Raw genomic sequence first — 17,869 nt, 5'->3', positions numbered from 1 at the left:
CCTATTAATTGTATGTAGTATTACTGTTTATAAAAATCTTTATCAATGCTATTATCCCATGAATAATCTACAAGCCTATAACATCCTTTGTATTTCGTTCCATTTTTCTTTCCATACTTGGATGTTTCATTGTAAATCCAATCATAAACACTAGCATAGTTCTTGTCATTGTTTTTCACTCCGTTAAGTAATTTCAGTAATTCATCTTCTACCTGGGAGCTTCTAAACTTACCTCTTGTGTCATATGATATTCCCCATAAGCATTTGCAATAATTGTGTAAGTCCTGTGTCATTTTTGTCACTGTCTCATATCTGCTGTCAGATGTTGATGTGACTCCCATTGCCTTAAACATTGCATTTGCAATTTGTCCCATATTGTTATACATATCAACAATATTTAGAACATTATCATATAGGTAATCATGAGATTCTTTTGTTCCCATTTTCTGATTTTTATATAAATTCTGTGCAATGTCATACATATTTGTTGTGTAAATATTTTTACCATATACAACTTTTTCTGTACCATCACCCATATCTAATACTGCATATGCTCTAAATGCCCACTTCTGTTCCAATGAAGCATATTTGTAATTATTATATTTAAATGTTAACGCATAGTATGTATAGTAATCATTGTCATTAGCAGAAGTCGTGTAGCCTGCCAATTTGCCTCTATCTGTTGTTTCATATTTTGATACATTTGCATTAGATGAAACTGCATCCAAATTCATATTAGATTTTATGTCCGTATTTCCATCATCAATTGCATAAACTGTACCCATTTTCTTAACTTCATACAGTCTGTTATTGATTGTCATTACATTACTTGTTTTTGAAACAACTCTAAATGATGGATTGTATTCAGCTACTCCACCGGCATTCTTATTTGTGTTCATCTGGAAGCCCAGAACTTCTACATTTCCTATGTTGACTTTTACTTCAAAAGGTATGTATGTGACTTTGTCTCCACTTTGAACTTTCAACAAATAATATGTTGTTGCATAAACAACACTAAACAGTTCTTCTGTTTCAGAGATTATCTGACCTGAATAAGACTGGTCACTTACTTTTTTCTCTGTAAAAGTCAAATCATTTGCATTCTCTGCATATAAAACAGAATCGCTTCCTTCTGAAACATAGACTTTTGTGTTACCTGCTACATAATAATTTGTATCACCGATTATGGATAAGTAGTATCCATTGTAACCAACTGCATTATATGTATTTGTTCCAATAGATGTTGTTCCTCCTTTTTCTGTTATAGAAGAACCTTCATTAAATGCAGGATAATCTAAAAAGCTGATTGTACCTTTAAGTTTCGAGCCTGAGCCCATCTTTACAGACAATTGTGATTCACCACTAATCTCTCTCCATTTTCCTGTATGATTAACACCTGAATCAATTGAATCATCTGTTGGAATTATCTTAAAGTAGAAATCCTTATATGTATTTCCATTATTTCCACAAACACGAACTACATAGTAGTAAGTTGTGCCTTTTGCAAATCCCTTCGGTAATTCAAACATTGTTGAAGAATTCATTAATGTCTGACCTTCATAATAACTATCATATATTGACTTAGAAACTAATGAAGTACTATCACCCCTTTGTACAAAAATCTTAGTTGTTGTTCCTGTAAAATATTTTGAACTACCATTTAATGAAATATAACTGTCATTGTAACCTGTTATTCCATTAATGTCTTCATCAGTATAATAGTAAATTTTTGCATTTGTTTTTCCAAGTGAACCTTCTTCTGAAACAGGTAATATATGCTGGCCTGAAATTAATATCCATCTGTTATCATTGTCATCAGGATATGTAGGTACTTCACCTGGTACTATTTCTTCAGGTTCTTTTTCCGGCTCAACAATAGTGTATTCTACCGAATCTTCTGTTGTCTGTTCACACCATTTTGCCACTACTTTAATGGTATGTGTAGAACCGATTTCATTATATCCTAAGAAGCTATATGAACCTGCCTGTACATCTTGAGCCTTTAATTCACCATCAATGTAAACATCATATAAATATCCATCAGCTTCCTGCTGTGTTGAATTAACCCAGGAAATTGATAACGAACTACCTCTGTTTGTAGCAACTAAACCATTAACCTTTTCAATCTCAGGTATATCTGCTTTAATCTTTATTGGAATAGAAACATATTGTCCCGGATAATTTTGCTCATCCCAATATACTTTCATGTAATAATATTCATTATCTTTTTTTCCACCTAAAGCACTATGAACAGGTATCTGCGCTAACATATTAGGTAGCATAATCTGAATCTTATTGTTTCCATTAATTCCATATCCACTTAAAGAAACATAATTGCTCTCACTCTTATAATAATCTACTGAATTTGTATTTAACAAATCACCTGTACATGCATAATAAGAACCTGTTTCTGTTCCTTCCTCAACATATGTTCCATCTACTGAAGGAATAATCATATCACCGCTACTGTCTAACAAACCTCTTGTAATTAAAACTCTGTTAGCATTTGGATTAATCTTGTTCTGTGTATCCAAATCTACAGAAATATGATTTCCGTTGTAAGCTGCAATATTACTTAATTTAATATCATGCTTATCGTAATAAAGTGAACTCTTTACTTCACGATGAGCTGTGTGGTAACAAACAGGAATTGCTGAATTATCCATATTATTTCCCTGAATTTGTGTCCAGTCTCCAATATCACCATTTTCATCTGTAACTCTGAATGCAACTACTACATAATCACCATTTTTGTTATATAACTTCAATAAGTAGTATGCATTTAAATCAAAGTCATCAACGTTCATGTTGAAGCCGTTTCCGTCTCTGTTAAAGTGTGTTCCTGGTTTTTTAGGTTTTTGAACAGCATTTCCATCTACACCAATACCGTCAATGTCCCAACCTTCAACATCCATTATTGTACAGTTATCCAGGTCGTGAATGTTAGAATCAACTTGGTTCTTAGTTATTGCAGCCCAATATGGAACTGTACTGATAACCTGACCTGTTGAATCATTCTTAACTTCTGTCATTACAGTGTAGTTTGGATTGAAACCAATTGACATATATCTTGTGTTATAACCTGTATACTTTACAATAATATCTTTATAATCAAGTGTCTGATTATTAGTTGAAACTACCTTGTATTCTATTCGGGCATTCTTAGTTCCCTGTGCCACTTTAAATTGATATGGTGTATTACTTCCCACTGTTTCTTTTAAAGTTGTCCAATCCATTGAATTTTGTTCAATTACTGCATTAACAGTATATTCGTAACTGTTATTATTTTCATTAGACTCCTGAATGTATCCAACATCTTTGCCTTCTTCTGTATCCCATCCAGCATCATCTACATTAATAATCAGCTTCTTTGTTCCAGTTTCTTTTGCACACACATTTTTTAATCTGATACTAGCTGTTTTTCCAACATTCAAGCCTAAATAATAACCATCTGACACTACCTGCTCTATCCCTTCCTGTCTACAAAGTGTCACATAAAGTTTTTTGCCATAATTTTCTTGAGTATCTGCTGTAGCTGATAACTTTGCTGTACCGATATTTTTAACTGTTGCCACTAAATCAAAGTTTACATTAACTTTTACTTTTTCGTTGTTTTCATTTGGTCCCTTTACAGTGCTGACTATCAAATCAACCATAGCTGTTGTACTTGCATAATTATAATAGTTTTTATCTCCTGAAAATTTAACTAACACTTTTACTTGGGACTGATTATCAAGACCTTCATTATCTCCAAATGTATAAACATAATTACCATCACTGTCTACTTCCTTTTTGCTAATAGTTTTCTTAATTATGTTTCCATCAACAACGTACTGAATCTGGTATGAGTCAACATTTTCATCTGTTGACTGTTTCCATGTTGCCTTGACTGGTCCGTCACCATTATTACTGTCTAATGTAACTGCTCCTTTTGAAATAATCTTTATAGCAACTTCTGTGCAGTTATTGTTCTCATCACTTTCATCAACTACATACTCTCCGTCAGCGTAGCCACCTATATGAATTGTTCCTTCTTTTAAATCACTTTCCTGAACAGTGTACTTAAATGTAACTGTTGGAGTAAACTCAGCTCCCACATTTAACTTCTGTTCAAGACCATCTTCTGCCATTGTTCTCCATTTAGGTGCAACAATGTCTGACGTAATTATTTTTCCATCCTTAGTTGGCTTTACAGTCATGTTATTGTTTCTGTTAGGTTTTGCAACCCCTAAGCCAACATTCTTCATAGTTACTGTAATCGGAATAACATCCCCTACTCCATAGGCATTACTTGGAGTTGATACTGATGAAATTATCAAATCTGATTTTGGTGTTCCTTTTGCATGAACATGTTCATCATCATCTTTTCCTACAGTTGTTACTGTTACTGTTGTTCCTTCAGTGAACTGTTCCAAATCACCTAAACTACACTTGTTATCAGTAACTGTCATTGTTTTTGTTTCATCACCAACAGTATACTCAACGATGTATTTCTTAACATCATCAGATGCAGGCCATGTTGCTGTAATCTTTCCATTTTCTGTTCCAAATGTTACTTCTTTTAATGGATCGTAGAATTTGTATGACTTAGAATATTCGTTGTTATCCTCATCTTCTCCCTCATCTATAATTCTGTCTGCATCTACAAATGCTCTGTATTTATATATATTTGAGCCATCCTGATTTTCATTAATTTTAACATCAAAAACAACTGTATACTCTTCGCCCGGTTTCAAATATCCAGGACTAGTTCCCTGCTCTGCCTCAGTTGTATTAGCGTAACATATTTTATTACCTAAAACTTCACCGTTATTGCTATCTTCATATAGTCTTACAACAAGATTCTTTCCTGCTACAGGTTTTGCAACTGCATTACCAATATTTTTTATTGTTACACTAAGCTGTAAGTTTTCACCAATATAATGTGTCACTTTTGGAATGCTCATTCCTGTTACAACTAAATCAGGTTTTTTTGTATTTGAAATGATGGCTGTTGTTTCTTTTGAGCTCGTAACTGTGCCATCGTAAATACTTTTTACAACAACCTTATGTTCACCAACTGAATATCCTGATGCTGTTATGTTGTTTACAGTTCCAGGGAACAAGTCCTCAGTCCCTGAATATTTATAAAGTGCCCCATCAATTTCTACCTGATATTTATAGGAACCTGCCATTTTGTCAGGTACATTAGATGACCATGATATAAATAAATCGCCCTTAGCATCATCACTTGCAACATTTGTACCTGTTGCCTTTAAATCTGTAATTCCATATACAGTATTAATGTCAGCATCTGAGAATGTAAGAGTTTTATTAGTTGCATTTTTAAAATCAAGTAAACCTAAGCCAAACAATAAATCGTATGAATCATTTGTTGAGTTAAATGAAAGTGAATAATTAAGCACCGCACTTCCATCTTTTGCCCTTTCAAATGTATATTCTTTTTCTTCATAAATAACATTTGAATATGCTCCATTTACATACTCTTCAGGACAACATTTTATCTTTATAGTCTCGCCTATTAACTCTTTTGGTCCATATATCTTAAAAGATAAATTCTGTAACTCGCCCTTTGTTGCTGCTTCATTATAAATTGCAGCTTTGATAGTCCATGCCTGATCACTTCCTGTATGTTTGCCCATATTGTTAAAAGTCAAATTAGCCTGTCCATCATTTGTGTAATCTACTTTTACATCTGCCCCTGTTGATATGTCTGAATTTACACCTTCGCATATAGTGAAATTCCACTTGCTGTCAACTCCCGTATGATTCCACAAATTTGTCTCACTTCCGAAAATGTAATTTACATACAATTGGAATGAATTTGAACCCATTACTCTTGTTGAATCAACATCTGATAGAGTCTCTTTGATTTCGTCTCCATTTTTGATTGCCACAACTGCTGTTGTATGTTTTCCAACTGTAGTTGCCTGTCCGTTGTTATTTGTTGCCTTTGCAAAAGCATAAGCAGGAACTGATATTGATGTTGTATTCTCGTCATCTGTTGTTATGTACAATTTACCGTCTGCATAAATTGCATATTTTACGGCATCATCTACTTTGTTCCATGTAATACTTTCATTACGATATTTTTCCCATTGATTGTCTGTGAATGTAACTTTTATAGCAGATGCCTTTGCTCTTTTCAAATATATAATAGCCTTATCCGTTTTATTAGCGTCTACAACTTCCAGTTTATGAACATTATAATCATCTACATCTGTTTTTAAGACGTTAACAAAAGCTCCATCAGTGATAGTGTAATCCTTATTATCTAATTTTACTGAAGTAAATTTAGCACCTAAATTGTATTCAATATAAAGTGTTGTATCGAATACTTTTTTGGCTTTTTTGTCATACGCTGTGCTATACTCTGATGGAATATAATACTTGTACTCTCCATCTGAGCCTTCAAAATCAATCCAGTTTGCATCACCCGGCACATCAATTTCACCTGCTTTTGTTGTTTCAGTTGGTGTTTCTGTTGCTGTTTCAGTTGGTGCTACTGTAGATGAATCTGTTTCACCCGGATCTTTACCACCCGTGGACCCAACTGTAGCCGTAACTGCATCTGATTCATAACCATTTAATGTAGCTGTTAATTTTACTGTATGAGTTCCATTAGTTACTTCATAATTATAACTTCCACATGCAACTCCTGATGCCACTAATTCATCATCAATGTATACATTATATTTTTGACCATTATTGATCATTTCATCATTTTGTCCCCAAACTACGTTGATTATTCCTTTTCCGTCCGGTGCTACCTTTAATCCCATTGGAGTAATTGGTTTAGATGTAGCACCCACTACTTTAACTAGGAATGTTCCTAAATTATTTCCCTCTACGGTAATGGTATGGTATGAGATTTCTCCTTTCTTCGCATCCAACAAAGAGTCCTTAATAAATACACAATCATTTTTTACATAAACTAACTTATTAACGGATGCATTTATAATATCCATATATCTAACACCATCAATAATAATTCCTGTTGGTGTACCACCGTCTTTAGCAACAAAGCCGAAAATACCTTGTGCTTTCATATTATCAGAAATATTTCCCCATGCCTGAACTGTATTTGCTCCATAATAACCACACATGGTTTCACGTTCTGCCATTATGACTTTTTTGGCTTTTGTCATATAAATTGTTGCGCCACTGCTTGACTTATTTTCATTTACAATTTCCCAATCATCATTAGCAATGCTATCCGGATTAATTTTTTCCTGGGTTGCATCTTCAACTTCATCAACAAACTCTTCGGCTGTCTTTTCGCTATCACTTCCATAAACGCTAAAATCAAATATTGCCACAGGATAGCCTGTACTTCTCTTTGTTGGCACTATTCTGATATATTTAGCTTCTACTGAATCTCTTAAAATTATTTTATCTGTTCTTGCTCCTGTTAATCCGGAAAACTCAGCAACTTTATTATAGATTTTACCATCTGTTGAAACTTCTATCTCATAATCTGCAGCACTGGCTGTCTGCCACTTAATCAAAAGTTCCTTTACGTTATATGTATTTCCTAATTTAAGTTTAAAGTTATCACTTGTATTATCCAATGGTTCCCATTTTGTATTTGACTGGGTATCAATGGCATTTGATGGAATGTCCCCTGCAATTGGTGAGTAAGCAATTGCTCTTGCTCCTGCATATCTTACATAATTATTAAGACCGTCAACAGTATCTTTTCCTACACCGTTACTGTTTAAATCATCGGCGCCACTAATTCTATAATAATCTGCATCTTCGTCGCCTATATTAAACTGACTCATAAGCCATGTGTTTCTATTTTTAAGCCATGTCTTATATTCAGTAATATACTCTTCATATGTATCGTGCATTACGCCTGAGCCATATGAGCCTACTGCTGCAATTTCATCTTTTGTAAATGTTTTTTCACCTGTCCCGTCAAGTGAACCACTAATTCCGTACAACCACGAGTAACCCCAGCCTACATTTCTTTCGTCATCAGTTGTAGCTCGTTTGTAGTTGTATGCATTCTCATAATTTGTCTTAACCGACTTAGCGATTTCACTTACTAGTGTATCTACTTCTCCATTGTCAGCATACAAAGATTTAATTTTTGGTAATAACTCTTTGTATCTTGCTACAACTTTATTATAAAAGTTCTTATTTTTCATTAAAACTTCAAACCACTTAAATGAATTCTTACTTCTGAAATCTTCTGCATTTTCATGGTCATCAATATTACCACTTGAAAGGTCAAGATCCCACAATGGACCTGCATATAGTTTTCCATCTTTAATATAGAAACGTGTAGAACTAAAGCCTATATCCTTTGTCATAAAATATTCTGAAGTAATGTAAAAATCCACAAAAGAATCTACGTCAATGAATTTTTCCATATCTTCAAACTGAGCATCAGATGTTTTGTATGATGTACTGTTAATTACATTTTCAAATCCTTCTAAGTATGATCTAATATCATTTACAAATTGTGGCTTAACAGCATCTGCACTATTCTCCTTCAAACTAGGATTTAATTTATTTCCCGCAATGTCTGTAGAACATACCGGATCATTTAAGCCAAACTGCTGTCCAAGTACACTTGTTTTAAAATAATATGCATCTGTATCAAGTCTGCTGTCATTAGCTAATTCCAATAAGGCATCATATAACTTGTACTCTGTTCCATTAATTGTAACTGTTGTTGGTGTACTATCTGCCTTTACATCATCAGTAGTTTTGTCATAGTAACTTGTATCAATATTAACTCTGTCTGCTCCTACTTCCACCGACTCTGTTAAAAGGTATGTTCCCAAGTATTTTCCGTCCACGTATAAATCAACATTTTTACAGTTGCTTGTAAACGCCTTGCTTACATTATTTGCAAATGGTGTCTGTGTACTCTCTAAATATCTCTGGAAATCAAGTCCCATATGATTTCTTATTAAAGTTTTATCAAAAATATTTGCAAGCAGACTCCATTTCTTTGCTGAACCCATACCAAATGGATTAATTGAAGAGTTAAACTTTAAGTTATACGCTTTCTTGTCAGCTAAAGATGTTGAATTACCTCTAACATTTACAGTTCCTGAATTTGAAACTTCTGTTGTACTTCCGTCTGCTCCTTTTATCATTAAAGAGGCATTAACTTTTGTCTTTGTAGTATCTGTGTATAAATTAATATATTTTGTTTTTGTATCTCTTGATGAGTTTATAAAAATCTGCGGGATTCCGTTATCGTATGCTGTTGTTTTTCCTCTATATGTAAATGTTGTTTCACTTGAAGCCGGTGATGTTACAGTAGTATCACCTTTCTTATAAACAGCATTCATTGTTACAGTATATACTGTACCTTCTGTTAAATTAAGGCTACTTAAGTCAACACTGCTTCCCGATGATGCAATGTTTTCTATTGTCTGCCCATTGATATTTAATGTGTATGTATATGTTGCCTCATTTTCAACAGTAACAGTATTTGGATCCGTAAAACTTACCTTATATCCTCCATCAATTTCTGAATAGTTGTACACATACGCTTTAGTTAAAGCCTGTAGTGTAATTGAAGGTTTCGGTTCTGTTGTGGTTGTTTCTGTTGTGGTTTCTTCCTTAATATTTTTGTTTCCTGTATAGAAATAATACACAACATCATGTGTGCCATACACAAAGCGTAATGAATAATATGTGTCAGCCTTTAAATTTACGTCAGTCAAACCAAGTCCTATGTTATATCTTGTATTATCATGGTCTTTCATTCCTGCAAACACAGTTTCTCCTGTTGTTGTCTGCCCCTCGTTTAAATAAATTTTTGCATTATCTGCACCTGTAAGTCCTTCCGGATACACATGCAAAAAAAAGTCACCGTAAGCTTCTATGGCACTACTTTCTGCGCCCTTTGCCACCTTATAATTTAAAGTCATAGGAGTATTACTGGATTGATACAACATATTTGAAATTGTAGTCCATCCACTACCATCATCCTCCGCACTAACATTTTTCGGAGTAAAATTAATACTTGTAACCACCATAGCCATAGCAAGTATCATTGAAATTAATTTTTTCATCTGTCTCTTCATTTCCCTTTTCTCCCTTTCTTTTTTATAAACAGTATTTACTCTTAATTAACGTCGTTTTTCACTAAACTACTTATTTTTTCTTTATATTATTAGGTCAATTCTAAAAAAAGGTAGACTAACCCATCATTGTTTTATCATTTTTCAAGTATAACATTGTGCATATTTTGTTTCAACGAAAAAGCTTTTTTTCTATATTCTGCATAACTATCAAAGCTTTTTTTGTGCATTATGCTTATATAACGTTTGTATTTTTATTACTTTTTAGTATATTGTTATTATTTTTTATTATTTTAAGAAAGAGGGCGAAAAATGCATAAAACAATTTTTATACATTTTCTGCCCTCTTTTTGGAATTTTAGTATTATTTATTTTATTAAGAATTATTTAAACTTAACTTTTTTAGCTTTACTCCACTTGCCGTAGACTTTCTTGCCGTTTGCAATCTTAACTGCTCTTGCCTTAACATAATACTTCTTAGATTTCTTAAGTTTCTTAATGTTAATGCTGAAGTTTGCCTTCTTAACAAGTTTAGTAATAGTTACCTTCTTCTTGCCCTTGCAGTTCTTCTTGATTGAAACTTTAACCTGGTAAGCTGTAGCGCCTGCTACCTTGTTAAGTTTAATCTTAACCTTCTTAGATTTCTTACTCTTAGTAGCTTTCTTAATCTTAACCTTCTTAAGAGTAACCTTTGTACCAGATTTTGTTGTAGTACCAGGCTTAGTTGTTGTACCTGGCTTTGTTGTAGTTCCTGGCTTTGTTGTTGTGCCTGATGTTGTTGTTTCACCTGGTTTTGTTGTACCACTTGGCGTTGTTTCTCTTGGCTTTGTTGTCTCGCCAGGTCTTGTAAAGTCATTATCGTCTTCGTCATCATCATTCACACTCTTTGTGGTTGGTGCTGACTTAACAACGATTGTCTCTGAGATACCTTTTGATTCAATACTATTCTTAATAGCTGTAACAACAACTTCGTGTGAACCACCTTTTACTCTTTCAATTGTATATGTACCAGGTTTAACATTAATCTGTTTTGCCTTTCCATCTACCTTTACATTGTATAGCTGTTCTGTATCACCTGTAAACGAAACAGTAATCTTGTTAAATTCATCTGATGTTACTACAAGACCTTCTGCTTCAGTTGGCATAAACACGCTAGTACCCATTAATGCAATTTCAGAAATCTGATATCCCCAAGTTGCATTGCCGTCTGTAAGTTCAATCTTAACAAACTTAACAGTGTCCTTTGTATACTTGTCCATATCAAGTTTAACTTCTGTTGCACTCTTATAGGCTACACCTGACTTGTCAGCCATCAACTGATAATTCTGTCCATCATCTGATAAGTAAATCTTAAATGCTGTCGCATTTGTATTGTTAGCCTTAAATGCAATTAATAATTCCTCAACTAAACTCTTATCAACAGGAGCTGTAAGTTCAAGTGTTACTGTTGCCTCTTTCTTTCTGTATGTTGTCTGTACTGTTTTGTCGTTTTCAGTTGAAATAGTACCATCAACTAATATCTTAGTATCCTTGCTGCCTTCAGTACCATCATTAATATCCTCAACTGTTACTGTTGCATTGTCCTTAGTTAAGTTTCTAACAGTACTAATATAATCAACTAATGAACCATCATCAACTACAACTGTCTTAGTAATACCCTTAGACATAAGACCGTTGCCATAAGCTACAACCTTAACTGTATGAGTTCCTTTTTCAACTTCACTAATTTCACCCTCACCGGCATCAATTAAATCAGTTACGCTCTTGCCATCAAGGAATACTCTATACTTAAAGTCTTTCTTATTATCACCTGCTACAATATTGTATTCAATTTCACTGAACTTGTTTGATGTTACTGTAAAATCATCAGCCTCATCGCAGTTGTCAACCTCAATAGGCTCTGCATTCTGCTCTGTACTAAGTACAGCAATTTCTCTTACCTGATATCCCCAATTATTTGCATCTGGGTAGAATATTCTGACAAATCTAACATTGCCTTCAACACCAGTCATGCTCTGTTCATCAATAAGATCATTCTCCTTTGCCTTTGCTAAATCCGAACCTGGAACTGACTTAACTGTTCTAAAGTCAACACCGTTAATTGAATACTGAATCTTATATCCTTTAGTAGGAAGTGTTCCATCATTATTTGTATGATACTTAATAACTATTCTGTCTAATTTAGCTGCATCATATGTATCGCCTAAATCAATTTCAAAATATGTATTAGTTGTTTCAAATTTAGGTGAAATATAATTTCCTTCAAATGAACCGTCTGTTATATCTTTTTCAGTACCACCTTCATTCTGTCTGCTTGGGTAAACATTTACTGTTTTGCCTAATGCCTTGTTGTACTTCTTATTAACTGCCATTTCTGCATTACTTGCTGCAGGTCCTACTGTTAATTTACATTCTGCTGTAAATGTTCCAACCTTAACAGTAATAGTTGCCTCACCTTCACCTTTGGCTGTTACTGTACCATTTTCATTAACTACGGCTACCTTGTCATTTGATGAGCTCCATTCAGGAGTTATTTCATCAGTTGTATTTTCAGGATTAATTGTTAATTCCAATGTTTCTGAAGACTTGTTCTTCATTTCAAAGGTTTCAGGAATGCTAATAGACTTAACATGTATAGGTTTTGTTACAATTACCTTACATTCTGCCTTGCTTCCTCCAGGCAATGTTGCATAAATAGTAGTTTCACCAACACCTTTACCTGATACAAGTCCTGTCTGATCTACTGTTGCAACTTTTGTATTGCTACTTGACCATGTTACTTTTTCATTTGATATTGCTGAAAGCTGAACTGATCTGTCACTTGCAATTCTTGCTTCTTTTCTATTAATTGTAACTGTTCCACTAATAATAATATCTGATTCTGTTGTATCTGATAAAATCATTCCTTTTCTATATGTAACAGCTTTAACAATTGTAGTTCCATCAACTTCAAATGGAGCTGTGTATGTTGGAGAATCTTCTGTAGGTGTAGTACCATCTGTTGTGTACTTGATTTCTGCACCCTTAACTACAGTTGATAATGTTACCTTCTGTTTTCCATCATATACACCACTAACCGGTGAAATTACAGGTGATGTTGCTTTCACGGCACCGTATACTTCAAATTCAAAAATTGAATATCCGTAAGCTGTACCTCTTGCAAGACCCTTCATCCTTACATACTTAGCTTTTGTTGCTGGGAAGTTAGTTGTAACTGTGCCGACTTTACCGCTTTGTGTTGCAACTGTTGTCCATTCTTTTCCATCAAGAGAAACCTGAATTTCATATTTTTCAGCGTATGCTGCTTCCCATGTAATAACAGCCTGGTTAATAACTTTTGTAGAACCTAAATTAAGCTGAAGATATTCATCATCATTATCTTTTGATTTCCATCTTGTGCTACCATTTCCATCAATTGCATTTGCGGCAACATTTGCACCATCTTCTGAAGAAGCTGTTGCTGTTGCTTCAATTGACAAGTTATCGCTACCCTGAACTGTATCTCCATCAATCTTCAATACTGCTGCTGCATAAGATGAATCAATACATCCATCTTCAACTGCAACTGCCTTAATTGTTGTATCACTTGATACTAAAATCTTACCTGTATATTTCTTTGAGTCTTTTGTTGGAGCTGAACCATCTGTTGTATAGTAGATTGTTGCGCCTTCTTCTGCTGAAAGTTCTACTAACTGTGTATCAGAAAATTCTGTTGTTCCGTTTACATCATCTGTTACAACACCATCTTTAAGAGCTGTTGCTGTAATTGTAGGTTTCTTAACCTGTTTGTATGCGAAGTAATTTTCTGTATCAATCTTAAAGCTTACAGTTGAGTTTGCTTCAATTCTTGCTTTACCAACTAATGTTCCATCTGCCTTCTTAATCTGTACTACTTTTCTTCCTGATGTTGGGTTCCAAACTTCTGCTGTGTATTTTCCATCTTTTACATAAACAGAACCCTGAATATTACCAACTACCATATAGTCATTTGTTCTATGACCAATTTCGTCCATTGCTGAAACAAACCAAAGTGTATTTGCTCTATCTTCTACCTGAACCTTACTTACATTCTTTTCAAACAAGTTATATGCACTTGTTGCATCTGTCTGTGATAAGAATGGCCATGTAATATGCTGCCAACCTGTATCAGGTGTTGCATAAGTATCAGGGTTATGCCATGCGGCATCCTCTGTCTTACCTTCTGCTACATATTTTTCATGTAACTTTCTTTCGATTTCAATGGCATAATTTGTATCATCCCATAATCCCTGGTATACTTTTTTACATTTTTCCTGATTCATACCATAGTTTGTAAGGTACTCAGAAATTGGCAACCACTGAATTCCGTATACATATAATGGTTCTCCACCAAAATACGTACCATAACCCATTGATGCACCGTAAATCTGTCCTGTTCCCTGGAATGGATAATCATATACTTTATCAGCATCTCTGTCAGGATGATCTCCTAACCAGTTTGTTTCATCATAATCGAACCAATACTGTTCTACCGCATCCATTTCTGTTGTGAATCCGTATGCACCTGCATCAATCCACTTCTGTTGCTGAGTTGCTTCCCCCCAAAGGTACATACCAACCCAACTGAATAATGCTTCTGAAGCCGATTCCTGGTTATTACCTGAATCGCTGTCAGCATATCCACCAGCCCAAGAATGTCCTGAATACTGGTCAAATGATCTGAACTTACAGAACATATTTCCATCATCTTCAGGTTCTTCAGAATCTGCATAGTCCCTAACCATAAGTTCAATCATATCTTTATAATCATTGTAAAATTCTTTGTCGTATGTTGCTAATACTGTTGCACCAAACATAAAATACCCATATGTAAAGTGGTGGTCACAGATAGCTGCGTTAGCACCGAAAGAACTGTCTGGATAATATAATGTTCCCCAATCCTTATTGTAGATAAAGTAACATCTATCATCCCCACCATCATAGTTGAACCAGTCTTCCATGATGCTCTTTAATTTTGATAACAATTTTTCTTTAATTTCTGTTTCACCTAACTGATCAGCCATAAGAACACTGATTGCAAGTGGGTGAACGTTTTTACCTTCCCAGTAAGCATCTGATACAGGAGCTGTATCCATCTTTGATGCTACTACCTGATTTAAGTAATCTTTCATTTCATTGCTATCAAACATCTTGCTGTTTGATTTTGCGAATGTAGGTAATAAACCTGAGAACTGCTGTGTTGTTGAATATTCATTAGCCCAGATTGACTTCATATCACCTCTGATTGAAGGATATGTTGTGAAAGTCTTATCGCCCTCAACATCTGCGCTATGTTTCCACTGATGTGGGAATAAGCAATGCATCGTTACATTTGAGAAACCTTCTCTCATTAACTTTGTAGTTGCTTTGTAATTTGTAATAATCTTTGAATTATCTTTGTTATATGAATAAGTTACTAATGTATCTGTTACAAAAGCATATCCATGCTGATAGTAAGTTTCGATATCATCTTTACTGTTCATACCTGCTAATGATAAATAATTCTGGTCTGCTGATGGGAATGTAATCTTAATCTTATAATTTCCACCTGCAATCATAACCTTGAATTCTGTTCCTTCAGGAACATTTAATTCGTAGTATGTACCCTCATTAACTGCCTTTGTGTTTTCATCATCAAATGTTTTGAATCCAATATGGTCTGTTACAACAGTATCACCTTTTTTAGCTAATATCTGTTCGCCTTTTCCATTAAAGAATTCTGTAATAGATTCACCGCTTAAGTATACAACAGTATCCTTATTGAATTCATTGAAGATATATGGTGAACCTTTAACAACTGTTGATTTCATCTTAAGACCATCTTCATCCATAAGACCTAATTCAACAGAATAATCACCGTAATTTTCAACTCTGTCGTATGCAGATGTTGTTTCAAGTGTTTCAGGTACCAAATAAAAATCTCTTGATGTTTCTGTACTCTGGTCAGTACCTAATGTTGTTTCAGTTCTTTCTGGAACCCAACCTGCTGTTGCAAGTAAAACTCCAAGCCCTTTCTTAGAGAATGATGCTTTAAGTGGTGTCGCGCAAAGTAAGTTACTAAATGTCTGTACCATTGCTGATGACCACCAGCTGTTTGAATCGATAGGTGTCTTAATGTTCTTTTCATTTACGAAAGTTGGAAGTTTGTTCTTTTCGTTGTACATTTCTCCTGAAACGTATGAACCACTTCCTGCTCTTAAAATCTGTCTTGTTGGAAGATCTGGAATAGTTTCATTTTCTTTGCTATCCCCTTCCTTATATTGATATACTGATAGTTCTTTAATACCAATACCACTACCACTTTCTACTTTTGTGTAACCTAATACTTTTACATATCTTACACCTGTCTGATATAAAGTGAAATTATCTGTAGCGTTAGCATATCCCTTAAGTACACGATGAACAGTTGTCCATGTTTTGTTATCACTTGAAACTAATACATCATAAATCTTACCGGCGTCAGAAGTCCAATCTACAGCAATTCTTCCTACTGTATATGCCTGTCCCAAGTCAACTGTCAACCACTGGTTATCTCCCTGATATGATGTAAATGAAGTTGAAGTATTTCCGTCGACTGCGTTTTCAGGCTTAACATTATTGTAAGCATCAGGCTTAATATTTCCCTGATCATCCTTCATCCACCATTCATCTCTTGTACCTGAACATGTTACTGTTTTATTTAATGCAAGATTTTCGCCATAGTTTACAGGTCTCTTTGCTGAACCACCTGTACCCCATACCTGGAATTCGTATAATGAACTACCATAAGCTGTAGCTCTTTCTGTTGTACGAACTCTAACATATCTTGCCTTTGTACTACTTAATTCTTCTTTTGAAATTGTCTGTTTAAGTTTTGCAGTTTCGTCAATTTCTACACCATTATTACCTTTGCCGTCTGCCTTAACTTCTACTGTACATTTTGCACTACCTACAAGTTGTTCTGGGTTATCTTTATTGTAAGCTCTAACCTCAAGTTCATGTGTGCCTTCTGTCAAACCAAGATTTCCGCCATCCTGACCAATTTTATCAAATTTAAAATTGTCAGGTGCCTGTACTATCTTGTCACCTTCGTAAACACTGTATACAGCATTTTCAACAGGTGTCCATTTTGCACTTACTTCATATAGATTTTTTTCTGTATTAAACTTGTTTACTTCATATGAGAAAGCCATATTTACAAAAGCTCCCGGCTTGTTTCCTTTCTCATAAATTGTTGTCCAGTCATCTTCATTATTTGAAATCTGGATCTGATAATGCTTTGCATACGCTGCTTCCCAACGTAAATAAATGTGGTCTATATCTGCCTCTTTTCCAAGGTCAACATATAACCATTCATTTGTGTCGTCCTGCTTAGCCTGCCAACGTGTGCTTTCATCGTTGTCGACTGCAAGTTCTGCCGCAGAACCACTTCCGGTTTGTGAACTAGCATAAGCCGGTCTACCATTTGAAAGATTGTATGGTGTATTATCTTCTGCGTCTGCAGCCTTGATACTGATTAACTTGCCCTGTGGACAAATTGTTACAACCATAGCTAAAGTGAGCATTATAGCTGTGATTTTTTTCAATACTTTTGACATCTTAATTCCTCCCTTAAATAATCTTGCACCCTTAAATTATATCTTTTAAATCACCCTTAAAACAAGCAAAAAAACGTTTTTTCGAGTTTTTAGTTGTTTTTACTTTTTTCTATTCCACAAACCCTTTATTTAATAGATTTTCATACAATTTCTTTATGTATTTTTTACAGTCAACGATTTTTCAATAAAAATATTTTTATTCGTTTTTATGTTTTTTTCATAATA

The 17,869-nt window shown here is 34.4% G+C and carries 2 protein-coding genes; both read right to left on the bottom strand.

Annotation, left to right across the window (positions count from 1 at the left end; all coding sequences use genetic code 11):
• Positions 1-20: 20 nt before the first annotated feature.
• On the bottom strand, positions 21-10,052 hold the full coding sequence (locus ACQY63_RS11590) for a CotH kinase family protein (RefSeq protein WP_428245255.1): 10,032 nt from the start codon (positions 10,050-10,052) through the stop codon (positions 21-23).
• Between the two features lie 380 nt (positions 10,053-10,432).
• Positions 10,433-17,644, bottom strand: a complete 7,212-nt coding sequence (locus ACQY63_RS11585; protein WP_022165716.1) for a discoidin domain-containing protein — start codon at positions 17,642-17,644, stop codon at positions 10,433-10,435.
• Positions 17,645-17,869 lie beyond the last annotated feature (225 nt).

The sequence above is a fragment of the Eubacterium sp. Marseille-QA0814 genome (assembly GCF_965119675.1).
Classification (GTDB): domain Bacteria; phylum Bacillota; class Clostridia; order Lachnospirales; family Lachnospiraceae; genus Eubacterium_G.
This window is presented reverse-complemented; position numbering and strand designations above follow the sequence as displayed.

Bases quoted from the DNA above. Each gene is read 5' to 3' on its own strand.
- ACQY63_RS11590 (WP_428245255.1), bottom strand. From the start codon at position 10,052: ATGAAGAGACAGATGAAAAAATTAATTTCAATGATACTTGCTATGGCT.
- ACQY63_RS11585 (WP_022165716.1), bottom strand. From the start codon at position 17,644: ATGTCAAAAGTATTGAAAAAAATCACAGCTATAATGCTCACTTTAGCT.